This is a genomic window from Parabacteroides sp. KHUB-02, assembly GCF_056640955.1.
Map to the genome: position 1 here is coordinate 3,002,385 of NZ_JBWQEV010000001.1, position 26,051 is coordinate 3,028,435.

The window sequence follows — 26,051 nt, forward strand, 5'->3', positions numbered from 1 at the left end:
TCTACCTATCATCCGCCTCCAAAATTAAGATCCAATCATTTCCCCTCTCTCCCGCTTCTCCGGGCGCATTGAATGTACGAATTCCCTTATTCTCGACCGCTCCGATCAAAGTTCTCGCCCCATTCCTCGGATTGAACCAATAAGCTTTACCAAAAGATCGCAATTTACTCATTTGTATTCTTACATCCTGCCCTTGACTCAAATAAACTAAAATAAAAGTCTTATCTTTTGCTAAAACTGGAGTGATATAACTTGCGTCATTGTAATTAACTCCAAACAAAACGGATAGATCCGGACGGAAACGCTCTAACGGATACATCGTAAACAAAGACTTTACATAGCGCATACATTCGGCTCCCGGCCTATCCAACGCACCATCCCAAAACGTGAGGCATGGTACATGATATTTACCTCCGGGCTTATACATTTGCCAAATAGCGTTATTCCCATATGTATATCCGGCAGCTCCAGACAAATAAGTCCAATAAGCCTGCATACGAATATCATAGTCATCGTAAATTCCATCCGTAAAATAAGTCGTATCCTTAATCAACCCGTTATCACCTATTATGTCCTCCTTTTTCTTCCCGAATTTAGCATAATCAAAATATTCCCAGAAACGAACCGGTATGTCCTCGTATGAAGGTTCCGCATTTACAAACGGTTTAATCGGACTCAATTGAGCATACATACCCGAAAAACGATATACCGGATCCATCCGGCGGTAATGTCCGCTTTGGAGAATATTGAATGATAGCCAAGACTCATTGTGAAACCAATAATGCGAGGAAATCTCTCCTGTCGGATGATAGGACATTAGTTGTGTTCCTCCATTTCCTTCTTGAATTCCTTTCGCCATAGACTGCCAGATTTCAAACTCCTTATCCGTAACTACATTTCTATCGCCACCAAGAATCCATATTACAGCTTCGTTTTTATACCGGGTTCCCAGTATTTTCCCGTACGTATACGCATTATCTGGGTTAAACAAAGCCGGATTTCCGTCTTTCTCTACCACATTACTCGCCCAAGTAGGTAAAAGCCCAATATACAGTCCTCGTTTTCCAGCCTCTCGAATCACGAAATCCACCAACTCAAAGTATCCTTCCGTGATTTGGGTAGGATTCTTATCAATCAAGGGCAAATATCCGTACGCATTCGGTTTATCCAAACCATCCAGTTCAGATAAGATAACAGCCTGTATTACCGTAAAGCCCTTTTTTTGCCGGTTATCCAGATAATGAACGATCTCCTCCTTATCCAATACATGAAATAACTCCCAAGCCGTATCCCCCAGCCATAAAAAGGCACCGCCCTCTTTCTTATAAATAATAGGATCGTTCGGACGGACGATCAAATCTTGAGCCAAACAACCCAATACACAAAAAGCTAGACAAAACAAAAGATATTTTCGCATACTAATTCTTTTTAAGATTAAAAACTTACATTATAAATCTCCACGGACCCCACATTATCGAAGCATGAGGCTGGGCTAACTTTCCCACTCTCACAAACTAATCGAACATTCCGTAAAATCACTCGATCTAAATTATGAAGGTAAAGCCCCCAGCAAGGGAGCGCACGATAATCTGTCAATGGCTTCGAGGGAGTACGTCCTACTATTTCTTGATCTTTATTCCCAATATACGATAAGGAAACATCCGAAAGCCGGACATCTTTCAAACTACTATCTCCCCAACTCTCTACCGAGGCGGCCGCTTTCATTAAACGTGTACCTCTTATATGCTCCAGACAGATCCGCTCTCCCCGGTTCCCCTCATTCAATGTGACTAGAAACGGATTATCCAATTGATCAAAAGAACAGCTAGATATCAATATATCCTTTATTTCCCCAAACGCAGGGAACCATGCGCCCGGTTGGAGCAATATCCCAGAAAGCATATTCCTACGTTTTTGCTCACCGGAAGTCCGATGTGGATATTTTCCCGGACCTCTAAATTCACAATCAACGATCTTTAAACCAGTAGCCGGCATTATCAACCTTATCCCATTGCACGATGAGTTCATATAACAATTCTCTATTACCACATTCTTCCATAGCCCACCCGCAACAGCATCATCACCCGTATTAAAACGGCAATTTCGGATACGGATATCTTTTCCGCCACGAATATGAATCCCATCCCATCCTTCCTCCACTAAAAGATTATCGAAAGAAGCCCTTTCAATATCATAACTCATAAAAGCATAGTTCGATGCTCTTCGTAGTTTAACTCCCGATATCTTAATCCCTTTCGATCTCGACAAAAAGAGAATATGAGGGCCTCTCATCCCTTCTTCACCTTTTTTATCTTGAATATGGGCACCATCGATTACCCCCTCTCCTGTAATTGACACATCTTCAACTTGATCTCCTAAAAGCAATGCCTTGTTCCAATTCCGGGGTTTTACTTTATAATAAGTCTCATCTTGATTAAGATCGGATATAGAACGGTACTTTTCCAGATTATTTATGCCTTTCACTACGGCATTACTTTCTAAAAATAAGTTTACTTTACTTCTCAGCAGAATACTTCCTGTCAAAAACGTTCCCTCCGGAATGATAACCGTTCCTCCCCCTCTCAAGGTACAAGCTTCTATTGTCCTGTTGATGAACTGGGTATTGTCTGTTATTCCATCTCCTTTAGCTCCAAAATCCACGATATTATAGGTGCTATCATCATTTGAGGCCCAACCTATCCGCATAAAGAGCATAAACAATACAAAGAGACTCCCCCGAAAGACTCTTACTTTCGACACATCTATCATCTTCATTATTCAATAAGATTTAATATGATCATAAAGGAATAAAAAAAGAATAGGATTAGCGATCCCAAGAGAACCATCCTATTCCTTTTCTTTGATGAACTTTTCAACAAGTTATATCTACTCGTTCTCGTAACCTATGCTTTGTGTCATATTCGGATTATTCTCCATTTCAACCTTGGGTATCGGGAAATACAAATCTTTCGCATCATAATGCGGATTACCAACACGTGTCTTTCCATACCAACGGCTAATCTCCTCATCCAAGACCTTCCAGCGGCAAACATCTTGCCAATGTTGTACGCCCTCACCGCAGAACTCCATGAAACGTTCCTCCCGAATCGCATCTCTCAAAGCTTCTCCACTAGCCGTTATATCATGGGAACTATCTCCATTATAAGCTCTTCTTCTTACCAGATTCATATAGTTCCGGGCATTTACCTCATCTCCCGTAGCCTGACAAGCTTCCGCATACATCAAATATACATCCGCCAAACGCATCAAATACATATTAATACCAACCCCTAAATTCAACTCATTCACCGTACTTTTCAACGGATTGTATTTTCGCATGCTCCAACCTTGAATGTCAGCCTCCGTATCCTTATATTTCAGAACCTGCGTCTGCTGTCCATTCATAATAACAGGAGTTCCCGGACGCAAAGCGGCGATATCCAAACGAGGATCTCCATTAAAACGTTTAATATTCGCATCATGAAAGAAAATATTACCCCAACCGGCCGCCTCAACATCTCCACTTGCGTTCTGGAAACATAAGGCAGCGATCAATCCATATTGAGAACCTTCTCCATACCAAAAATATCCGGAAGTATCCCCATTACGGAAATTAATCTCTAAGATCGATTCTCTATTAAATTTCTCCTGATCCTCATTAAACATCTTCGCATATTCATTGAAAGGGAGCAATTCTTTTCCGGAAGAATCAATAACCTCTTTCAACGCTTTCTTTGCCGCATCATAATTACCCATATACAAATTCGCTTGCCCGATGTAACTAGCAACGGCAACAGAGGTTGGACGTGGATAGTCCGCCCTCTCTTCCCATACAGCAGGTAGCAAAAGTTTGGCTGCCTCATAATCTTTCAAGATCTGATCGTAAACCTCGGCCACCGTGCTACGTTCTATATTTAGCATATCCGGAGTCGATGCTACCTGTAAACGAACAGGTACACCTTTTCTATCGCCCTCCCCGTTGCAAGGATATCCCTCTCCAAAAAACGCTACTAACTGTTGGTGTGCCCAACCTCTCCAAAACAAAGCTTCTCCCTTCATCTGCGAAAGCCTTACTAAATCCGCATCTGTAAACTTCTCCTTGTCGATTCTTTCCAATTGCTCCAATACGGTATTCGCACAAGAAATCATTTTATAATAACCAATCCATAACGTCCCAATGTAAGCATTATCAGAAGTCACTTGATTGGTCGCCAACTGGTTCCAGTTGGCGTCACCAGTCCAAGCCATATCTACCGTATGATCCACACAGAATGTCCCTTTCGCCATAACCCTCTTTCCATACAAAGGCACAGCGACCATATTCGCATAAACTGATGTTACGATAGTCTCCATATCCGCCATAGATTTAGGGTAGACACTTGGAGATAACGCACTGGGATTTGATAAATCCAGAAAACTATCCGAACAACTATTAAAAGTTAACGCAGCAGCTAATAATATAACTAATTTCTTCATCTTCCTATTAATTTAGAGGGTTAAACTTAAACCGCCCATAATGGTGCGGGTGGATAGAGCCCGTTTCACAGAATACATATTTCGTTCCAAATATCCACCACCCAATTCAGGATCTCCTTGAAACTTTGTGATAATAAATAAATTATCGCAATTAATATAAAACTTCAAACCTTCTATCTTCAAATGAGAAAGTATTGATTTCGGTAAATTATAGCCGAAATGTAAATTCTTCAATTTAAAGAAAGAACCATCCTCCACAAAATAAGAGGAGACATTCTTGAAGTTTCCATTCGGGTCCTCTTTCGTTACTCGAGGATGTGAAGTTGCCCGGTTCGTCGGACTCCACGCCTCATATACCTTATAAGTCGTATTATAGTCGCCATAGAAACTTCTTTCATAAAGCTTAGCGCTATTAAAGACATCAACACCTGCGTTTCCTAACCAGCCCATACTTAAATCAAAGCCTTTCCATGACAAATTTATATTCAATCCATACATCAAATCCGGCCAAGGATTACCGATATATGTCTTATCCTCATTCGTCACCTTTCCGTCTCCATTTAAATCCTTATATTTCAAATCACCCGGAGCCGTACCTGCTTGTTGGTACAATCCATCCGGAGATTGAGCGTTTAAGGCATCGATTTCCGCTTGGTCTTGAATAATACCATCCACGACATATCCATACATCTGTCCCATCGGTTGTCCATTTTCCGTACGATAAATAGAACTATTCAAAGCCGCATCGCTTCCAGCCCAAATGATCGGATTCACTTGGTCACTTAACTTTACCACTTTGTTCTTGTTGGTAGACAACGTAAAAGCCACGTCATACCTAAAATCTTTATAGGAATCCCTCCATTGAACCATCCATTCGAAACCTCTATTGCTTATCTTTCCGATATTAGCCCGATAAGAAGAAGTCTCGCTAAATGGTTCCGAAGAAGGTCCGGCAGAAGGTGGCACACCTACTGAATATAACATATCGGAAGTTTTCTTATCATAATACTCGATTGTCGTATTCAAGCGATTATCCAGAAAACTTGCGTCAACACCTATATTCCATTGGGCCACGTCTTCCCATTTAATCGTAGCATTCGCAACATTTGAATACCAGAATCCTCTCTGCGTATTTTGCCCATCATATGAATAATATAGATAATTATTCGTAAAAGAAGGTTCATACAAGAATTGAGGAATTGTATTGTTACCAATTTTACCATAACTTCCTCTCAATTTCAATTGAGACATCCATGTTATATTATCCTTTACGAAGCTCTCTTTTCCCACATTCCAACCGACAGAAGCAGAAGGAAACACACCAAACCGATTCTCTGGACCAAAGTTATCATAACCATCCCGACGAATACTAGCCTCTAGCAAATACCTGTCATCATAAGCATAGTTTACACGAGCGAACTGGGATAAACTACGACCTTCCGTTTTCGTTCCGGATACATCTTTATCTCCCGTACCTAAACTAATATCATCCGAAGGCTGAACCAAAAAGCCATTTTTCCAACCACCTGCCGAAGAAGCCGTCGCCCGATAAGCCTCGTAGCCAACCATACCTTTTACATAGTGTTTCTCCCCAAAAGTATGGTCATAGGTCAATGTATATAACATACGTAAATCATAACCGGAGCCATAATCTTTCGAGTAATAATCCTGTTGAGATAAAGATCCCAAATTCCATGACTCTAAAAACAAATTATTCGCATGGGAGTCAAAATTGGCAGAGAAATTCGCTTGGAATTTTAAATCATTGATAATCTCCCAATCCAAAATCGCATTTGCCCGGGCCCAAAACCTACGTTCATTCTCATGATGAGACATTAGTGTAGCCACATGATTAGGTCCCTCGTAGTAACCACCTGCCGGATGTTTTCCCCAACCTCCACCAGCTTCGTTGGTATTATCATAAGGCACCATCGTAGGAACTTGGCGGTAATAAACATAATCATTATTCGTCTGCCCATACAAATGGGGATCCGTATTATTAAAACCAACAGTCAGGATCTCGGAAAATTTCACGCGTTTACTTATATTTGTCTGGCTAGCCACACGGAAATTACCCGCATCCTCAAATGAATAACGTTCGATAAACTGATTCTTGTAGAACTCCGCAGACATATTAAATGTAGTTTTCTCATTACCACCCGTCATCTGTAAAAAATAGTTTTGCCTAAAAGCATTACGCCAAACCAGATCTTCCCAGTCTGTATCTGGTAGCGAAGCGGGATTATCCCAGCCGGAATTGGGATTATTAGGGAAGCCTACCGCCAATTTCCGGTCAATAAAGTCCGCGGTATGCAGCATATCCGGCAAATCGATCGGAGTCTCTATTCCAAAGTTTACTCTCGCATTAATAGAAAGTTTCCCTATCTTTCCCTTTTTAGTGGTAACAAGGATCACACCTCCTGCTCCCCGAGCACCGTAAATAGCAGTCGAAGCCGCATCCTTCAAGATCTCGATAGATTCTATATCATTAAAATTAGGAGCGCTACCCGGCACTCCATCCACGATCCACAACGGATCTGCGCCATTGATAGAAGCCGCTCCACGAATGATAATATTCCCATTGGAAACATTGACACCTGCCACACGGCCTTGAATAACATGCGACACATCCATATTTAAATCATTAAAATCATCCGTCTTAATAGAAGCCACAGATCCCGTTACATTCGACTTCTTCTGCACGCCATAACCAACAACGACTACCTCATCCAGTTTTTGAGTATCTTCCTTCAAGTTTATCATTAAACTTGATTTTCCGTTCACAGCTACATCTTGAGTATTAAACCCAATATACGAGATCTGTAAAATACCGCTATCATTTATATTTAATGAGAAATTTCCCGAAATATCCGTTACCGTTCCATTCGTAGTTCCTTTCTCAACAACATTCGCTCCGATAATCGGTTCACCGTTACTATCCACGACAGTACCAGATACCAGCTTTACATTACCGGCAGTCTTTAAAGTTACGACAATTGAATGCCCTGTCATCGTATATTGCAAGTCTCTTTGATGCAGTACATCATCTAACAAACGCCGAATCGGCTGATTCGTCACGTTTAAAGTTACCTCTTTCTTTCCTTCCACTATAGCATCCCGATAAGAGAATATATATGTGGTTTGTTTCTCTACAGCCTCAAAAAATTGCTTTAATGTAGCATTCTTCATGGAAAGAGTGACACTTCCTGTCTGAGCTAATACCAAAATAGGATTAAAAAACAGAAATAGAGCCAAAAAAATTATATAGCTACATTGATTTTTTCTACTTTTGAACATATATTATTTTTTAAAATTGATACAATCCGTTTTATGGCTTGATCGCCATTCTCGTAAATGGAGTATTAATTGGGGAACCGGAAAATCTCGACCATTTTTCGGTTCCGTTTTTATTATGAAGAATCTTGTCGCATAAGAACTGATTTAAGGTTATACATTTTATTTTCACTCGCTCAAGGATGTATAAAGATATCATCTCCTCGTATATCATATGTAAAGTCATAATGCCTCTCTAAAAGGTCCATTACATCTACGATATATTCACTATCAAAATTTCCGGTAAATAAGTCATTCGCTAAAGAAAAATCATTCAAATGGATATTCACGCCATATCTACGCTCTAGTTTGGCCAAGACATCACTTAATTTCGTTGATCGAAAAACGAGGTCTCCTCTTAACCACGCCGTTTCAAATCGATTATCTGTTTTCTCCACGGTTATAATACCCGATTCTTTATTGAACAATGCTTTTTCATTTGGTTTTAGATAAACGACACGAGAAGGGTCTGAACAAGTCTGTATCTTGATCCGTCCCGATATCAAGGCCATTTCCATGACATTCTCCCGCTCATACGAATACACATTAAAACTTGTGCCCAACACTTCTATATCCAGATATTCAGTATGTACCACGAAAGGTTTATCCTCATTCCGAGTCACCTCAAAATAGGCCTCTCCCTCTAAATTGACCTGTCGAAGCTCTCGACCGAAATCGTGAGTGTAACTTAAGCTCGATTCCGCATTTAGTTTTACTTGTGTTCCATCCGGTAAAGTCACCCCCGATCTTTCCCCTCTATCGGCATGAACCACTAAATTGCCAATGCTACCCTTCTGATCGACTGGATTGAAATATAAATAACCAGACAATATACTTAATAAAGGTATTAATAGTATTGCGGCGATACGAGCCAGTTTCCTAAACACCATAACGAATCGTTCTTTTCTCGTTCGATTTTGAATCTCACTGAACATATCTCGTATGATTCTCTCATCAACCTCTTCAAAGGGTCGCCCATTTTCCCATAAATGAGACAATGACAGCGATAATTCATCATCATCAGACAAATTAACCAAAAGCCGTAGTGTTTTCAACTCTTCCGTAGAGATCGTATGATCCATGTACTTTGAGAGCAAATAATATGTATGTGATTCCTGCATAATATCCTTTTTATAAGGTATACACATGAGCCGTTAATTTATAACATGCCTTTTTAGATGTTATAAAACATAAGAATATTATTTTTCAATTTTATTTATCCGATAAAGAAAAGAGAGAACAGCAAAGCATACTTACCGAGCTCCTTTCTTAAAACATGTAAGGCTTGCGATAACTGGTTACGCACAGATTGTTCTGAAATTAAGGCTTTAGCCGCTATTTCTGTTATAGTTATACCTTGTTCCTTATTTAACTCAAACAGTTCTCGTTGGCGAGGTGTCAACTTTTGTTTCGCTATTTCCAGTCTATGGTTAAATTCCTCAAAAGATAATTTACGTTCAATCGCTGTTTCCTCTCCATCTCCAGACTCATTCAGTACAACATCTTCCAAAAAAAGCGGACTATTTGCCTGCCTACGAAACTCATTCAATAATTGGTTCTTGGCCATCGTAAATAGGAAAGCACTGAAAGACATATCTAAATCAATTTGTTCTCTCCGCACCCACACTTTGATAAATGTCTCTTGTACAATATCTTTTGCAAGAGCATCAGAATGAGTCAAGTGCAATGCGAACGCATATAGGCGTGAAGCGTATGATTCATACAGTTTCGTAAAGTCTCTGTATGAACCGCTTCGTAATCGTTCTAGGTATATCCGTTCTACATCCATCTCCTCTAGCACATATTGACCGAACAAATATAAAATAAAAAAATAAGAAGAGGTTATTTCCTCTTGAAAAGAAATAACCTCTATCTACTACAGATACTCTTTAACTAAATGACATCCAACAGAAGTTCACGACCTTTCTATGTTCTCAGAATGGCATACTGGGTAAACTAAACCCATTATTATAAGTATGCTTAATCCACTCATTCGCAACATCAAGAGCATTAAAGTCCGCAAAACGACGATCAAAACGAGGATCACCATCAACAACTTTAAAATCATCAACTGTTACAATCTTAATTGTGTCAGTAGGAGATATATTGGTAAATTTCATATTCTCTCCATCCCATAACAATTCTCTATGTAGCCCATGAAGACCAGAAAGACGTACCGCAAGAACTCCCATTACTACCATTTCATTAAAAGGTCCGGAGAATTGGAAATTTGAAGATGATTCTACTCGGTTTTCTGGAGATTCTTTACAAGCACGAATCCAATCTTGCTCATGGGCATTCGTAGACCAAATATTGCCATTACCTCCTTTAACTCTTGGTATTGAAGGCTTAGGCTGGTTAAAATGTTCCATATCAGATACGGGCAATAAAGTTGGATTCATTCCATAACAGCCAGTCATGATTTTCCCTTTTGTCCCAATAAAAATAATACCACCATTTTCATCTCCCATCATTTGTCCATCTTTTAATTCCTCCGGACGAGGAGGCATTAAACCTCCATCATACCAATATACCTTAACCTCAGGCATTTTTGTGTTTCCTTTTGGGGGACGAGCCGGGAACGTATAAGTTACAATTTGTGCATGAGGTGGCGAATATAAATTACTCAAGGTTGAACTACCTATCACACTTATCGGATACTTCAAATCAAGTGCCCAATAAAGTGGGTCCATAATATGGCAAGCCATATCTCCTAAAGCACCCGTTCCAAAGTCCCACCATCCCCGCCAATTCCAAGGTGTATAAACTGGATTATATGGTCTTTTTTGCGCCGGTCCAATAAACAAATCCCAATCAAGAGTCTTCGGGCATTTCGGATTATCGCTAGGCCGCATTAATCCTTGAGGCCAAATCGGACGATCTGTCCAACAATGAACTTCATATACTTCCCCAATAACACCGGATTGAATCCACTCTGCTATTTGACGACACCAATCAAAAGAATTTCCTTGATTACCCATTTGCGTCGCTACTTTATATTTTTTAGCGAGTTTTGCTAGTAAACGAGATTCATAAACAGAATGAGTTAAAGGTTTTTGAGTATAACAATGCTTCCCTAATGTAATAGCATGAGCAGTAACTCCTGCATGTGTATGGTCTGGAGTAGCAACCAATATCGCATCAATTGATTTTCCGAACTCATCGAACATAACACGCCAATCTTTAAATTTTTTTGCTTTTGGATAATCATTGAAAGTCTTCTCTGCATATCTCCAATCTACATCACATAAAGCCACAATATTCTCTGTACTCATATTCCGTAAATTACCACGGCCCATTCCACCGACACCAACTCCAGCAATATTCAATTTATCACTTGGTGAAGTAAACCCATGCGTTTTACCTAAAACAGAATTTGGTACGATCGTTAAACCTGCTGCTAAAGCTCCTGTCTTCAAAAAATCTCTTCTTGATATATGTCTCATAATAATGATGATTTTAAAGTTGTTTCAGTTGAATATTCCTAAACCAAATATTAGATTCTCCATGTTTCCCTTGCAAACCAATATAACCTTTTGTTGGCATATTCGCATACGGGATTGGTAGCCATTCCGGAATCTCTGTTCCATCTGGATTTGTTGTTCCAGAAGTCCAATCTGCTAAATTAGCCGAAACAATATGTTTTCCATTCAATTCGATATCTATCTGCTGACCTTTAGCAGTGATAATCATTCGGTTCCATTCTCCCGGTTTCTTCACGACCAATTGTTCATTTGCTCCTTTATGTCCATAAATAGAACCACAACGCCAATATTCTGGATATGATTGCCATTCAGGATGATGATCATCGGCTATTTGAATCTCAATGGAAGATGGGATCCAATTACCCTTATCCGTACAATAAATCACAACCCCACTATTTGTATTCACATCTGTCTTGAATTCTAAATCCAAGATAAAATTTTCATACTGCACCTTTGTCCAAATAGATTGATCGGCTGTGGCAGTAAGTATGCCATTTTTAAAGGTCCAAACCGAACTATCATAATCAGCATTTGATAAATCTTTGTCAAATAATGGTCTATAATCAGTTTCGACCCTACACGATATTAATAACAAAAGTATAATCAATACGGTAAATACTCTTTTTACATTTATAAACTGTTTCATATATCGATTCTATTTATTAAAAGCCAGCTGTTGTTTGTTTTAACAAAGGATTCGCATTCAATGCACGATAAGGAATCGGAAATACGTCTTGATTCGTCGCATCCGGAGTTTTATCCCACCACGCACCTTCACTAAAACGATTCCATCGTATTAAATCAATACGACGATGACGTTCTCCTATGAACTCACGACCTAATTCATCGACAAATTCATCATCGGTTAATTTCGAGATATTAGATTCGTAACTAAATTTAGACCAATCTTCCGCTTTATAATAACGTTTCCTAACCACATCCAGCAACCGAGCAGCCCCTATCTTATCCCCTGATCTATATTTACATTCAGCTAACGAATAATAAATCTCTGCCAATCTGATCTCTGGAATAGAGTTCATTTGGAACAAATCTTTCGATTGAGGTAACCAAGGGAATTTTATCAAACGATATCCTGTATTCTCTTCTCCGTAAATTACATGAGATCCTTTGGCTAAACCAGTCTCTCCCTCCGAAAAACGTCCAACTTGATCCACATAAACTAGAGGTTTACCATTATATTCTTCCGTACCAGTTATTACTTCATCTGTAAATCCATACCCTTTTTCATAATCAAATTTATATTGAGTTCCCATCAAGAAAAAGCCCTCATAATCTCCATCATTTGAAATAACTCTAAAAGCTTTCTTTCGGATATCTCCATCCGGGAATTTTTCAAACGGCATACCTAATTTATCTTGGTATAAATTTCCATATAAGTCCCGAGACGGTGCTAAATTACCTCCATTCCAACCTTGCCAGTCATTATCCAAGGAATAACGATCTTGATAGTGCATCCACATATTATATAGCCAAGATGCCTCAAAATAATTTTTCTTAATCGCAAATTCCATAATATTCTCTTTAGATCTATAACCGTTTATCCCCGAGCGGAACGGGCCTCTATAATCAGGGTCAATACTATATTCTCCATATTTTCCATCTAATATAGCCTGAGCCATTTGCTCACATTCATCATATTTTGAGATTCCTATCCATTTTTCCGCATTCAAGTATAAACGGACAAGTATAGAAGCTACTCCTGCTTGATCAAACCTAGATACCCCCCTATTTTTAGGTAAGTCCGGTAATATAGCTAAAAGCTCTGACTCCATAAAGTTAAATACTTCTAGGGGTGTAGATTGAGCCTTCACTTCTTCTATATCTGTAACAATTGGTACATGCCTAAAGAAATCTATTAAAAACATATAATTCCAAACCCGAAGAGCTCTTAATTCGGCTATATATTCATTTTTCGTTTCTTCCGTCAATTTAAACGTAGAGAAATCTAGATTTTCAAAATCAGACAATGTATTATTACATAATGCTATACCTTGAAAAGGAGCAGCCCAACCATTATATACGAAATTCTCCTCCACAGTCCATTTATGCTCATGCAAACGAACATACTCCCCACCATTATAACCATGTTTTCCTCTTGTCGGAATCATTAACTGGTCGGCAGTAACTTCCTGTAAAAAGTATCGAGCATCAGACCAACCCGTACTAAAAGCCTTAGCATAGTTATTCACCAACGCCGCATAAATATTATTGCTATTTTGATAATAGTTATCCGTTGTAATCTCACTAAAAATCTCTTCATCTAAATCTGTACAAGAAAATGAGATTAATCCCATTACGAAAAGAACTATTATATATTTAAACTTCTTCATAATAAATGAAATTAAGATTAATATGAAATTTGAATTCCAAATGTGAATGATCTGGCAATAGGATACACATTTAGACCGCTAATACCTGGTTCTAGACCATTTATATCCACAGATGTCGGGTCCATTACTGAATATTTCGTAATAGTAAACGCATTTTTAACTGTCGCATATACCCGTAAATTGCTAATCCACTTTGTATCTAATTTTGGAGTCCATCCTAAAGTTATGTTATCCAACCTAAAATAATCTCCATCCTCCAAAAAATAATCACACATCACTTTTCCTGACTTAATATGCCCATTCTTTCCATAAGCATCTTCTAATAAATTCATACCCGGTTCAGCAACTAATCCATAATACATTTGATACATATTCAATATTTGATAGTCAAAGCGCCCTTGGAAATATAGACTTAAATCAAATCCTTTATATCGAAATGTATTCCCCCAAGACAAAGAATATCTAGGTGTTCCATGGCCAATATAATCTTTGTCTGTATCACTAGCTTCACCATTAGCGAGTATTTTTTCTCCTCCAATTTTAGCGTCTTTCCAAACCAACATATTGCCATTATCATCAACTCCCGCATATCTTAAGCCATAAAAAGAACCAATTTCCACTCCGTCTTGTAAGCGTTGGGCATAGCCGGGATTTCCGGGAGCTGGCAGTAAATATCGATCCATATATCCTTTCTGATATGTACCATTCGAGAATTTATCCAGTTTAGATTTCGTAAAAGAAGCAACTAGATTAGTCGAATAACTAAAATCTTTCATGTTTACAACATCCCAATTTAAAGTCAGTTCCAAACCTTTTGAACTAGTAGAAGCTACATTTGTAAATATCTGATCAAACATAAAAGGGGGTAGTGGAGCGTCATAATTAGAAATTACTTCTTTACCTTGTTTTACATAGGCATCCAAACTACCTGATAACTTATTCTTTAAAAGAGAAAAATCCACACCCAAGTTATAAGATATCTGCTTTTCCCAATGTAAATCAGGATTAGGATTATTCGTAGGTCCCCACGCTTGGGTCCATTGTCCATTATCGTCTAGCCAATACCCACCTTGCTCATAACGAGCCAACGCTGAATACTTTGGGAAACCAGAGCGCCCTGTAACTCCATATGAAAAACGGAGTTTTAAATCATTGATGGCCTCAATATTTTTAATAGCAGGCAAACTTGACATTCGCCATGCCGCAGAGGCTGCAGGGAACCATCCCCATTTATGATTTGCCCCAAATTTACTATTTCCTTCATATCTAACAGAAGCCGTCAAATAGTAAGTATCATCATAGTTATAAATCAATCGCGCAGGAAAACCTATTGTCTTTTCTTTTTCTTTCAACGAAGATACCCCTAAACGACCTGCTGCCATATTCCAATCTCCAGCTTCCAGATTGTTATAGGACATCGCATCCGAAGGAAAATTTGCATTCTCTGAAGAAAAACTACGATGATTAAACTCTTGATACGAATATCCAGCCATTAATTTAATTGTATGCTTGTCAATTGTCGTAAAATAATTACCGATCCATTCCAATGTATAATCCGTATAATTTTCTTCCTGCAGAGTTCCTCGTCCGGAACGCATATTATCTATAGATTCCTTATGATTTGAATTAACATATATACGTTTAAAATACTCTTGACTCTGTCTAGCTAGAGATAATTCAGTATTTAGCGTCGGTAAAATATTTAGTTTCACTTTAAAATCAGCAAGGGAAAACTGTCTATCACCTCCATCCTCCTTATCTTTCAACCATCCTACAGGATTATAGGTATCAAACCCATACAGAGTACTATATTTAGAAGGATCTTTTTCATCCATCAATGGATGAGTCGGATTCAATTTTACCGCTTGCTGAAATACGCCATAATCCACATATTCCTCATTGATAACTCGCGTGGACAAGTTTCCTTGAATCTCTAGCAGACCTTCTAATGTCTTTGCGGTGAATCCCATTCTAACTCCATACTCTTTTCTAGAAGACGCTATATCCAAGCCATCTTTCTTCTTATAATTGGCTGAAGCTCTAAAGGTCAAATTTTCACCTCCTCCTGAAACAGCTAAATAATGACTTTGACCCAGATTACTCTTATTCAACAATTTGTCATACCAATCCACCCGATGACCAAAATCTACATCTCTTTCATGCGCAAGAAACTCATCCACAGAAAGTACTTCTGGTTGATTAGCTACCATATCATGATCGATATAGCCATCATAAGATATAGAAACTTTTCCAGCCTTTCCTTTTTTTGTTTGCACCAAAATAACTCCATTCGCTGCACGTGAACCATAAATCGCTGCAGCCGAACCATCTTTCAATATTGTAATTGATTCAATATCTTGGTTAGCGACACTTCTTAAATCTGCACCCGGCATTCCGTCTATAATAACCAATGGCGAATTCCCTGCCTCTATGGAAGAAGCACCTCGCATCTGGATATTAGGAGAAGAGTTAGGATCTGCCGCCGCCGCATTCGAGACATTAACGCCTGATACTTTTCCATCGATCATTGACAGCGGACTTGTAAATGCTCCTTGTAAAAAGTCTTTACTAGAAACAGCGGTTACAGCAGAAGTCAACTCTTTTTTGTCAACTGAGCCATAACCAACAACGACTACCTCATCTAATTTTTGTGTATCCTCTTTCATAATGACCTGAAGTACATTTTTATTTTTCACGGCTTCTTCATGAAGAGAAAATCCAATATAAGAAATCTGGAGTACCGCATCGGAAGACACTACAATAGAGAAATGACCATTCAAATCAGACATAGTTCCATTTGCTTTACCCTTCTCTACAATATTTGCACCAATAATAGGCTCCCCCGTCTCATCAACAACAGTACCTGTTACTGTCTTTTCATCTTGATCAGACTTACTGCCTTTTACTGATAGAATCACATCTTTTCCTACTATTTTATATCGTATATTCGAATTCTCAAATATATGATCTAATGTAGTGAACACATCTTTATCCTTTATATCAACAGATATTACTTGATTGATATCAACTAATTTACTATTATAAAAGAAGTGGAAATCAGTTTGACTTTCAATCAGTTCCAAAACTTCTTTTATAGATTGATCTGTCGCTTTAAAAGAAAGTGAGGTGCTTTGAGCATTTGTTGTCATAGCAAATGACATACTAATTGATAAACATACAAGAAATAAGGTCAACTTCATAATTCTTGATATTTTAGATACCAACCTGACAAACGCTGATTTATCTCCATCAAGTTGGAAATATAAATTATTCATCATATTTTTGTAATTGATTTAAGATTAAAAAATAAATTTCTTAGTCGGTTTAAAGACCTTCTATCAAATTGTTTCATATGGGAAGATGCTGGTAACATTTTCCCGTATGTTTTTTAGATAGACCAAGTCTACTTTCTTGTTCTTTTATTCCATAGGCCCATATTATTTAATTGTTATACATTTTTCTTTATTTTCCTTTCCAAAGTATAACTCGAGTACGGTTAGTACCTTTGCTGTCATCTGTCTTCATATCTTCTATACGATAATCAATATTTGAAGATATTCTCAAATAGTCTAGTGTCTGAGATAGCAACCTATTATCTAAAATACCGGTTAAACAATAGCTTTTAATCTCCGCATCCTGAATCACAAATTCAACATTATAGTAATATGACAATTTTTTCAAAGCCTCAGGTAAAGGCGTATCCTTGAACATCAGTTTGCCATCCATCCATGCGGTTTCATACATCGTGTTTATTTTCATCACAGAAATTTCTTCTTTATCCAAGTTGCAAATCGCTTTTTCGGATGGTAGTAACGTCCTATGACTCACATTCCCTGATTTATTCTTCACCTCGAGATTTACGGAGCCCGTCACTAAAGTAGTCGAAATTATATTCTCATCCCCATAAGCTTGTATATTAAACTCCGTGCCTAAAACTCTAACCCTATGCTGATCTCCTGAAGTACTGACAATAAAAGGTTGTTTTTCGTTGTGAGTGACTTTAAAATAGGCTTCTCCTGATAAATATACTTTTCTTTCTTTTTGGTCATAAGACATCGGATAGGATAAAACACTACCCGAATTTAGATAAACAACAGTACCATCCGGTAAATTAAAGCGTGTACGGACTCCCGCATTTGCCTGAAGTGTTATAATTTGAGGATCTCCAAATTCAGAATCAACCTTTCTATGGGAAAATAAGGTTGATAGTCCAATGATAGCAATTATACAAGCCGCAGCGACAGAGAACCTCTTCAACCAATATAAACGGGTCCGTTTTGCTAATCGTTGTTCCAGCTTTTCGTAGGCAATCAATGGATTTCGGCTAGCGATCCGTTCCATCGCATTGTTCGCATAATATATACGGGCGGTCTGTAATAAGATCCTCTTATTATTTTCATCCGCTTCCAGCCAAGCTTCAATATAAGATTTTTCCTCATTGGAAGCTGTGTCCTTTATATACCGTAAAAGCATCATACCTTCCGGCTCTTGGAAATTAATATGTCTATTTTCAGTTTTCATTCTTATCTGTTTCTATAACTAAGACAATCCTGAAAGAACACACCCTTAACTAAAAAGCAATTTTTTTCAACTTTCTCATTTTTAGTCCAAGGTAACCGCATCAATTTTTTTTACGGAAGACCGTTAGACTTTTACTACTTACTTTCCCATAGGATATATACTTTATCAGTAAAGTAAGTAGTACTTCATCGGTAAAGTAAGTATATCTTGCGATAAGGATGTCCTAAAAGTGATATTTCGATGTGGTTACCCTAATTTTAACCTTGAATATCCAAGATAAAATATATCTTTGCTTACAGAAAAGAAAGGATGAAGAAGGTGCTATGGATGATTCTACTTTAATTGAACAAATACAATTAGGAAGTAAAGACGCTTTTAAACAGATGTTTATCAAATTTTATTCGCCACTATGCGAATATGCTTCCCAATATGTTTCTGATGAGGATGCCGAAGAACTTATTCAGGAGCTAATGTTATTTATATGGGAAAACCGAAATTCCTTATTTGTAGAGATATCCTTGAAATCCTATCTTTTTATGGCTGTTAAGCATCGTTGCCTCAATGCGATCAAAAGGCAATTGTATCATGAGCGAGTACATAGCCTGATTTATGATAAGATTAAAGATCAATTTGAGAATCCTGATACCTATTTCGTAAACGAGCTTACAGAGAATATCACGAAAGCAATCGAAGAATTGCCTGAGAATTATCGGGAGACATTTAAACTTAGCCGATTCGGAGAACAATCTAATCTCCAAATCGCAGAGGCCTTAGGGGTTTCTATAAAAACCGTGGAATACCGGATTACACAATCCTTGAAAATATTGCGAGTTAAGTTGAAGGACTATTTACCTTTTATAATGTTCTTGTTCTAAGAATACTCTCCATAAATCCAAAGGCCTGCACGATTGTTAATAATATCAAATCCATAAAAGCTATATTAAACTATTTTGAATGAACCATGTCTATCTTTTCGTAATTGTAAACAATGTAATCCATATAGTTATGAAATCGGGAAAGTGCCTTTTGATGTTGTTGATGATCCTTTTTTCACCGATGGCTTTCGCACAGCAAAGCGGTGTTAATGTTACCGGATCTGTCGTTGAGCAAGGTAGTGATACCCCCATCGAGCAAGCAACGGTACGATTGCTGAACGTAAAAGACAGTGCCATGGTACGAGGTGTGGTGAGCGCCCGTAATGGTAGTTTTACCTTGAAAAACGTAAAGAAAGGAAGTTATTTACTACACATCACATTCATCGGATACGATCCATTGTACCAACCCTTGCAAATCACCGGAAAGAAAAACCCCGTAAACGTAGGTAAACTTGAATTAAGCGACGGAGCGATCGAGTTGGGAGAAGCCGTAGTTATAGGTAAGGCACCCGAGGTTACCGTTCGCAACGACACTGTGGAATACAATGCGGATTCTTATAAAGTAACCGAAGGCTCCGTTTTGGAGGATTTATTGAAAAAGATGCCCGGTGTGGAGGTAGATAGCGAAGGCAAGATCACCGTCAATGGAAAAGAGGTGAAAAAGGTAATGGTGGACGGAAAGGAGTTCTTCTCCGATGACCCGAAAGTGGCCTCCAAGAATCTTCCAGCCAAGATGATCGATAAATTACAGGTACTTGATAAGAAAAGCGATATGGCCCAAATGACCGGCTTCGACGATGGAGAGGAAGAGACCGTCATCAACCTAACCGTGAAACCCGGCATGAAGCAAGGTTGGTTTGGCAACGCATATGGTGGATACGGAAGTAAAGATCGGTATGAAGGCAACGCCATGGTCAATCGTTTCGTGAATAATGACCAGATCACGTTCATGGGGGGAGCGAATAACACGAATAATATGGGCTTTTCCGATCTAGCCTCAACAATGTTCTCCGGTATGGGAGGCGGTGGAGGCCGACGAGGAGGTTTCGGAGCGGGTAGCGGTATCACCTCTTCCGGAAACGCAGGTTTGAACTTCAGCAAGGAATTCAAGCCGGATAAACTAACTCTTGGGGGAAATACTCGTTATTCCCATTCCGACAATGACGCTCGCAGCAAGAGTGATCGGCAGAATATCCTTCCCGGAGATAGTTCCTCCTATGATAATAGCGAGGCGATGAGCCGTACGAAGAGCGATAACTTTGGCGTAGACTTTCGCTTGGAATGGAAACCGGATACGATGACTCAACTTATCTTCCGCCCGAGTTTCAGCTTCAGCCACAGCATGAACGACAATTTCAGTGATGCTACCACCTTGGATAACGAACGGGATACGGTCAATACCAACAAATCCAGCAATTACTCGGAAAGTAACGGGTACAACCTAAATGCCAGCATCGATTTCAGCCGTAAGCTGAATAACAAAGGGCGTGTGTTCAGCGCCACCCTTTCCGGAGGCAATAGCGATTCGTACAGTGACGGCATGAACCGTTCCGACATCGTTTATTTCAACCAGACTGATGCCTTGAAGAATAGCATTATCGACCAGCGCTCACGTTACGACAACAAAGGTTTCAATTACCGGGCCTACGTATCGTGGGTAGAACCGATCGGGCATAATAATTTCATCCAAGCCACTTATAGCATCAGCCAACGGAAACAAGAAGCCTTGAAGAATGTTTACAACCAAGACGCTGATGGTATATATAATGTATTAGATTCCGCCTACAGCCAAAGCTATCGCAATAACTTTATCAGCCAGCGGGCCAGCTTGAGCTTCAAGTCTCAACGGGAAAAGTTCAACTACACGATCGGCTTGAATCTGGACCCATCCTATTCCAGCAGCGAGAATTTCGTTGGCGACACGACCTTATCCAAGATAACCCGTAAGGTGGTCAACCTCTCCCCGATGGCTCAATTCAACTATATGTTCGATAAGCGTACGAATCTTCGTATCATGTATAATGGCCGTACCAGCCAACCGAGCATGACTCAATTACAACCGGTAGCGGATATCTCGGACCCGACGAATATCACGATCGGTAACCCGGATTTGAATCCCCGCTATACGAACAACGTATTTATTCGTTTCCAACAGTTCACGCCGGAGAAACAACGGGCCTTCATGATCATGGCAAACGGTAGTTATATCATCAACGATATCGTAAGTTATACCTCTTATAACCAAGAGACAGGTGTAAAGACCACCACTTACAAAAACGTAAATGGCAACTATAGTGGCAACGTCCGTATGATGTTGAATACCCCCTTGAAGAATAAGAAATTCTCCATCAACTCCATGACAATGGCCTCGTTCGCTAATAGCAACGGATATATCAACGAGGAGAAGAATACGAACCGGAATCTCATATTGTCCGAACGTGGTGGTATCGACTTCCGCTCCTCTTATCTGGATCTGGGCGTAAACGGGAATATTCGTTACAATGCCACCAGCAACTCCCTGCAAAAGGAAAATAACCAAAACACCTTCAATTACGGAGCCGGCGGTTACACGACAATCTATCTGCCCCTCAATTTCAAGATAGAGAGTGACGTGAACTGGTCTACCAACTCTGGCTACGGGGACGGATTCAAACAGAACGAAGTCCTATGGAATGCCTCAGCCTCCAAGTCTTTCTTAAAGAATAACCAAGGGACGCTCCGTTTCAAGATCTACGACATCCTGCAACAACGAAGCAATATCTCCCGTTCCGTTACCGCTAGCTATATACAAGACTCAGAATATAACACGCTAGGCAGTTATTTCATGGTACACTTCATCTATCGGTTCAGCATCTTCAAAGGCGGAGCCACTACCAGCGACGTGAAAACGCCGGGTAGAGGCGGACGGGGAAGAGGTCCGATGGGCGCTCCTCCGGGACATCGATTTTAATCCCCTAAGTGGAGACTTTATAAAGTCCGTACGCAACAAAAAACGCACCGGACTTGTTTTTACTTAGGATAATATATAAAAAACTTAGGATAAAATAACGCTAACTAGCGCATTAACAGCGGAGTTTCAATGCTTAGCTAGCATACATCCTCTATGCCCACAAAGTATTATTAACATTTTAAACGGATTATTTTTACCTTTTTTGTGTAAATATTAAACTAAAACATACGTTATTTGTTGCAATATTAAGAGAAAGATATTGATATGAGGAAGTCGACAATTTGGTTGCTTGCGGTAGTTATGGCTTTTGCCTTCGCCGGGTTATTATACCTACAGGTAAACTATGTGAGCATTATACTTAAGACACGCAGCGAACAGTTCAATGAGACTGTCAAAAGAAGCCTGCGCCAAGTATCTAAGAATCTGGAATTGGATGAGACCCGTAAATACCTCGAGGATGATATCAACCGGGATGAGACAAATTTCATGTATCAAAATGCCCCGGATGCCCAAAGCCTAGGACAAGTGATCAACCATGAGAAATACCAATTACAGATCAAGGATTCTAATGGAACCGTTCAACAAATAGAGATGCAAAGTTTTAGCGCCCATAAGTTCGAGCCGCTCTCTTCCTTGTCAAAACGGCAGTCTGCCAACAGCATCGTAAACACATCTAAAGATTTACAGAAGACACTAAAAAGACGTTACCAGTACCAAGGTGGACTGATAGAGGAGGTGATTTACAACATCTTATACACCGCGAATCTAAAGCCGATCGAGGAACGTATAGATTTTAAAAAGCTGAACAATTACTTAAAAACAGAATTTATTAACAACGGTTTGAACTTGCCGTTTGTGTTTTCTGTTATTAACAAAGATGGAAATGTAGTATACCAGAGCGGAGAATTCCAAAAGCAACCGATCGCCTCTGACGTGATCACCCAAGTGCTTTTCCCGAACGATCCCCCATCGAAACTAAACTACCTGAGAGTTTATTTTCCGACGAAAGGGGATTATATCTCAAGCTCTATTACTTTCATCGTTCCATCGGTTATATTCTCATTGATCCTGTTGATAACCTTCGTCTTCACGATTTACATCGTATTCCGTCAGAAGAAGTTATCCGAGATGAAAAACGACTTTATCAACAACATGACGCACGAGTTGAAGACACCGGTATCCACGATCTCGCTCGCCGCCCAGATGTTGAAGGATTCGGATATAACGAAGAGTCCGGACGTATTCAAGCATATATCCGGCGTAATCAACGACGAGACGAAGCGATTGAGCTTCTTGGTCGAGAAAGTGCTACAGATGTCTTTGTTCGAACGACAGAAAGCAGCGCTTAAATTGAAAGAAATTGACGCGAATGATTTGGTAGCGAACGTGGCTAACACCTTCGTTTTAAAGGTTGAGAAGTACGGCGGTACAATGGATATAGACCTGCAAGCTACAGAATCGGATATATATGTGGATGAAATGCATATCACCAATGTATTGTTCAACTTGATGGACAATGCGGTTAAATACCGCCGCCCGGAAGTTCCGCTTACATTGATGGCACGCACTTGGAACGAGAACGGAAAGCTGTTGATCTCCGTGGAAGATAATGGTATCGGTATCAAGAAAGAATATCTGAAAAAGGTATTCGACCGTTTCTTCCGCGTACCGACAGGCAACGTACATGACGTGAAAGGGTTCGGTCTCGGACTCGCTTACGTACGCAAAATTATTGAGGACCACAAAGGTACGATCCGTGCTGAAAGTGGTGCCGGAAACATTGGAACAAAATTTATTATTACTTTACCTCTTATAAAAAGTTAGTTATGGAAGAAAAACTAAAGATCTTCTTTTGTGAAGACGATGAGAATTTAGGAATGCTTTTAAGAGAATACTTACAAGCTAAAGGGTATGTAACGGACCTATTCTCTGACGGAGAAGCCGGATACAAAGGTTTTACCAAAGGTAAATACGATCTTTGTGTGTTGGATGTCATGATGCCAAAGAAAGATGGTTTCACCTTGGCACAAGAAATTCGCTCTATCAATCCTGATATCCCTATTATCTTCCTTACAGCCAAGACTATGAAGGAAGACATCTTGGAAGGATTCAAGATCGGTGCGGATGACTACTTGACAAAACCGTTTAGCATGGAAGAGCTATTGCTTCGTATCGAGGCTATCCTTCGCCGTGTGAAAGGTAAGAAGATGAAAGATATTCCTTTCTACAAGTTAGGAAACTTCTTGTTCGATACCCAAAAACAAACGTTGGCTATCGGCGACAAGGTTACGAAACTTACTACGAAGGAATGCGAATTATTAAGTTTGTTGTGCGCCCACGCAAATGAGATCCTTGAGCGTAACTACGCCTTGAAGACAATCTGGGTAGACGATAACTATTTCAACGCTCGTAGCATGGACGTTTATATCACGAAATTACGTAAATTGTTGAAAGACGATCCGGGTATCGAGATCATCAACATCCACGGCAAGGGTTATAAATTAATCACTCCTTCCGGGGAGGAACAAGCCCGTGAGGAAGGCATACAAGTGCTTTAATTCACTTGAACAATAACGACAGAAAAGGCTGGCTAAATGTAAGCCAGCCTTTTTTATACTTTCTTTCTTTTCCAGACTAAGAAGATCCCGAAAACGTTCAGTGTAACTAGTAGCCCCAAAAGTTGAGAAAAACCGGAGGAAAGACCAAACCCTTCCGGAGCTACAAAAATATAGGTAGAACATACCGCCGTCATGAATAAGGCGGGAATCAAGGTTATCACATATAATTTCTTTGCTTGTACCAAATATACGGTTAAGGCCCATAGGGTAAATACCGCTAACGTCTGGTTACTCCATGCGAAATAACGCCAGATCATATCGAAGCCGTCCTTATCTTTTTGACTATATAATAAGATTCCTATCGCAACGATAAACATGGGAATACAGATCATCAGACGTTTGACCACCGTTTTTTGCTCCATATGCAGGAAGTCTGCGACAATCAGACGAGCCGAGCGGAAAGCCGTATCGCCAGAAGTAATCGGAGCTGCTATCACACCCAGTATCGCTAATACACCTCCGACAGCGCCCAGCCACTCTTTCGTGATACTGTCTACTACGACAGCGGCATTGTTCTCCTCCATTCCGTTATTATGGAAGAAATACGTAGCGGCGGCGGCCCAGATCAAGGCTACGATACCTTCGGTAATCATCGCTCCGTAAAATACGGGACGGGCGTATTTCTCACTTTTCATGCAACGGGCCATCAATGGACTTTGGGTAGCATGAAAGCCAGAGATAGCGCCACAAGCGATACTAACAAACATGATCGGAAAAATAGGCAAGCCTCCCGGATGCGTATTACTAAGTCCATCCGTAATCTCAGGTAACGGCGGCTGGTTAATAAATAACATAACCAAGATACCTACGGCCATAAATAGCAAAGCGATGGCGAATAATGGATAGATCTTTCCGATAATCTTATCAACAGGTAATAGAGTAGCCAGTATATAATAAATGAACACGACGATAATCCAGAACGTAGCATCTAGATATTCCGGAGTCAGTTTAGCCAGCAACCCTGCAGGCCCAGCTACGAAAACAGCACCCACCAAGATCATCAAGATAACCGTAAAGCCCCGCATAAATTGCTTAAAGTTGTTCCCCAGATACCGTCCGATCAATTCAGGAAGACTTTCTCCATCATGCCGCAACGAAAGCATTCCCGATAGGAAATCATGGGTAGCGCCCGCAAATATACTTCCCAATACGATCCAAAGGAAAGAAGCTACCCCAAATTTAGCCCCCATGATAGCGCCGAAAATAGGTCCCAGACCCGCTATATTCAAAAATTGGATCATGAAAATCTTCCAAGTAGGCAAGGGTATATAATCAACACCATCTTGTTTTGTGAAAGCGGGAGTAACCCGGGAGGGATCTACGCCAAACACCCGCTCGACAAATTTACCATACGTAAAATATCCAACGATAAGGGCTATCAGACAACATGTAAAAGTAATCATGGTTTTCTAAAGAATTAAATTGTCAAAGGAAAAGGTATA

The 26,051-nt window shown here is 39.7% G+C and carries 16 protein-coding genes; 4 read left to right on the forward strand and 12 right to left on the reverse strand.

Going from position 1 to position 26,051, the window contains the following annotated elements; all coding sequences use genetic code 11:
- Position 1 precedes the first annotated feature (1 nt).
- The 11 genes from ACYIA1_RS13295 to ACYIA1_RS13345 all read right to left on the reverse strand — a co-directional run bounded on the left by ACYIA1_RS13295 (position 2) and on the right by ACYIA1_RS13345 (position 18,166).
- Positions 2–1,417, reverse strand: coding sequence for a glycoside hydrolase family 140 protein (locus ACYIA1_RS13295; RefSeq protein WP_288655137.1), 1,416 nt, complete (start codon positions 1,415–1,417; stop codon positions 2–4).
- Positions 1,418–1,434: 17 nt separating this feature from the next.
- The gene (locus ACYIA1_RS13300) at positions 1,435–2,775 is read right to left on the reverse strand and encodes a glycoside hydrolase family 28 protein (protein ID WP_288655135.1); all 1,341 of its coding nucleotides are present in this window, start codon (positions 2,773–2,775) and stop codon (positions 1,435–1,437) included.
- Positions 2,776–2,886: 111 nt separating this feature from the next.
- Positions 2,887–4,476, reverse strand: a complete 1,590-nt coding sequence (locus ACYIA1_RS13305; protein WP_288655133.1) for a RagB/SusD family nutrient uptake outer membrane protein — start codon at positions 4,474–4,476, stop codon at positions 2,887–2,889.
- A gap of 12 nt (positions 4,477–4,488) precedes the next feature.
- Positions 4,489–7,665, reverse strand: a complete 3,177-nt coding sequence (locus ACYIA1_RS13310) for a TonB-dependent receptor (RefSeq protein ID WP_480335492.1) — start codon at positions 7,663–7,665, stop codon at positions 4,489–4,491.
- A 281-nt stretch (positions 7,666–7,946) separates the two neighbouring features.
- On the reverse strand, positions 7,947–8,957 hold the full coding sequence (locus ACYIA1_RS13315) for a FecR family protein (RefSeq protein WP_009018300.1): 1,011 nt from the start codon (positions 8,955–8,957) through the stop codon (positions 7,947–7,949).
- A 68-nt stretch (positions 8,958–9,025) separates the two neighbouring features.
- Entirely contained in the window at positions 9,026–9,598 is a 573-nt protein-coding gene (locus ACYIA1_RS13320; RefSeq protein WP_008773822.1) for an RNA polymerase sigma factor, read from the reverse strand.
- A gap of 145 nt (positions 9,599–9,743) precedes the next feature.
- Complete coding sequence (locus ACYIA1_RS13325) at positions 9,744–11,255, reverse strand: Gfo/Idh/MocA family oxidoreductase (protein ID WP_009018301.1); 1,512 nt, start codon at positions 11,253–11,255, stop codon at positions 9,744–9,746.
- 13 nt (positions 11,256–11,268) lie between these two features.
- Positions 11,269–11,940, reverse strand: coding sequence for a 3-keto-disaccharide hydrolase (locus ACYIA1_RS13330; protein WP_009018302.1), 672 nt, complete (start codon positions 11,938–11,940; stop codon positions 11,269–11,271).
- A gap of 16 nt (positions 11,941–11,956) precedes the next feature.
- Positions 11,957–13,645 carry a RagB/SusD family nutrient uptake outer membrane protein gene (locus ACYIA1_RS13335; RefSeq protein WP_009018303.1) on the reverse strand — a complete coding sequence of 563 codons (1,689 nt, stop codon included), beginning with the start codon at positions 13,643–13,645 and terminating at the stop codon, positions 11,957–11,959.
- A 17-nt stretch (positions 13,646–13,662) separates the two neighbouring features.
- Positions 13,663–16,923, reverse strand: coding sequence for a SusC/RagA family TonB-linked outer membrane protein (locus ACYIA1_RS13340; RefSeq protein ID WP_196008784.1), 3,261 nt, complete (start codon positions 16,921–16,923; stop codon positions 13,663–13,665).
- 184 nt (positions 16,924–17,107) lie between these two features.
- Positions 17,108–18,166: a FecR family protein gene (locus tag ACYIA1_RS13345; protein WP_009018305.1), complete on the reverse strand. Its 1,059-nt coding sequence runs from the start codon at positions 18,164–18,166 to the stop codon at positions 17,108–17,110.
- Between the two features lie 323 nt (positions 18,167–18,489).
- Between ACYIA1_RS13345 and ACYIA1_RS13350 the strand changes: the two genes are divergently transcribed.
- The 4 genes from ACYIA1_RS13350 (at position 18,490) to rprY (ending at position 24,549) form a co-directional block, all read left to right on the forward strand.
- Positions 18,490–19,041: an RNA polymerase sigma-70 factor gene (locus tag ACYIA1_RS13350; protein ID WP_034527742.1), complete on the forward strand. Its 552-nt coding sequence runs from the start codon at positions 18,490–18,492 to the stop codon at positions 19,039–19,041.
- Between the two features lie 130 nt (positions 19,042–19,171).
- Positions 19,172–21,991, forward strand: coding sequence for a TonB-dependent receptor (locus tag ACYIA1_RS13355; protein WP_044545677.1), 2,820 nt, complete (start codon positions 19,172–19,174; stop codon positions 21,989–21,991).
- Between the two features lie 264 nt (positions 21,992–22,255).
- The gene (locus tag ACYIA1_RS13360; protein ID WP_005861390.1) at positions 22,256–23,815 is read left to right on the forward strand and encodes a sensor histidine kinase; all 1,560 of its coding nucleotides are present in this window, start codon (positions 22,256–22,258) and stop codon (positions 23,813–23,815) included.
- Between the two features lie 2 nt (positions 23,816–23,817).
- On the forward strand, positions 23,818–24,549 hold the full coding sequence (gene rprY, locus ACYIA1_RS13365) for a response regulator transcription factor RprY (protein WP_005861388.1): 732 nt from the start codon (positions 23,818–23,820) through the stop codon (positions 24,547–24,549).
- A 53-nt stretch (positions 24,550–24,602) separates the two neighbouring features.
- On the opposite strand, the gene ACYIA1_RS13370 is transcribed toward rprY, so the two are convergent.
- Positions 24,603–26,012: a carbon starvation CstA family protein gene (locus tag ACYIA1_RS13370; RefSeq protein ID WP_087343704.1), complete on the reverse strand. Its 1,410-nt coding sequence runs from the start codon at positions 26,010–26,012 to the stop codon at positions 24,603–24,605.
- Positions 26,013–26,051 lie beyond the last annotated feature (39 nt).

Bases quoted from the DNA above. Each gene is read 5' to 3' on its own strand.
- rprY (WP_005861388.1), top strand. From the start codon at position 23,818: ATGGAAGAAAAACTAAAGATCTTCTTTTGTGAAGACGATGAGAATTTA.
- ACYIA1_RS13300 (WP_288655135.1), bottom strand. From the start codon at position 2,775: ATGAAGATGATAGATGTGTCGAAAGTAAGAGTCTTTCGGGGGAGTCTC.
- ACYIA1_RS13345 (WP_009018305.1), bottom strand. From the start codon at position 18,166: ATGAAAACTGAAAATAGACATATTAATTTCCAAGAGCCGGAAGGTATG.
- ACYIA1_RS13370 (WP_087343704.1), bottom strand. From the start codon at position 26,012: ATGATTACTTTTACATGTTGTCTGATAGCCCTTATCGTTGGATATTTT.
- ACYIA1_RS13335 (WP_009018303.1), bottom strand. From the start codon at position 13,645: ATGAAGAAGTTTAAATATATAATAGTTCTTTTCGTAATGGGATTAATC.
- ACYIA1_RS13325 (WP_009018301.1), bottom strand. From the start codon at position 11,255: ATGAGACATATATCAAGAAGAGATTTTTTGAAGACAGGAGCTTTAGCA.
- ACYIA1_RS13350 (WP_034527742.1), top strand. From the start codon at position 18,490: ATGGATGATTCTACTTTAATTGAACAAATACAATTAGGAAGTAAAGAC.
- ACYIA1_RS13310 (WP_480335492.1), bottom strand. From the start codon at position 7,665: ATGAAGAATGCTACATTAAAGCAATTTTTTGAGGCTGTAGAGAAACAA.
- ACYIA1_RS13340 (WP_196008784.1), bottom strand. From the start codon at position 16,923: ATGATGAATAATTTATATTTCCAACTTGATGGAGATAAATCAGCGTTT.
- ACYIA1_RS13330 (WP_009018302.1), bottom strand. From the start codon at position 11,940: ATGAAACAGTTTATAAATGTAAAAAGAGTATTTACCGTATTGATTATA.
- ACYIA1_RS13360 (WP_005861390.1), top strand. From the start codon at position 22,256: ATGAGGAAGTCGACAATTTGGTTGCTTGCGGTAGTTATGGCTTTTGCC.
- ACYIA1_RS13305 (WP_288655133.1), bottom strand. From the start codon at position 4,476: ATGAAGAAATTAGTTATATTATTAGCTGCTGCGTTAACTTTTAATAGT.
- ACYIA1_RS13315 (WP_009018300.1), bottom strand. From the start codon at position 8,957: ATGTGTATACCTTATAAAAAGGATATTATGCAGGAATCACATACATAT.
- ACYIA1_RS13320 (WP_008773822.1), bottom strand. From the start codon at position 9,598: ATGGATGTAGAACGGATATACCTAGAACGATTACGAAGCGGTTCATAC.
- ACYIA1_RS13355 (WP_044545677.1), top strand. From the start codon at position 19,172: ATGAAATCGGGAAAGTGCCTTTTGATGTTGTTGATGATCCTTTTTTCA.
- ACYIA1_RS13295 (WP_288655137.1), bottom strand. From the start codon at position 1,417: ATGCGAAAATATCTTTTGTTTTGTCTAGCTTTTTGTGTATTGGGTTGT.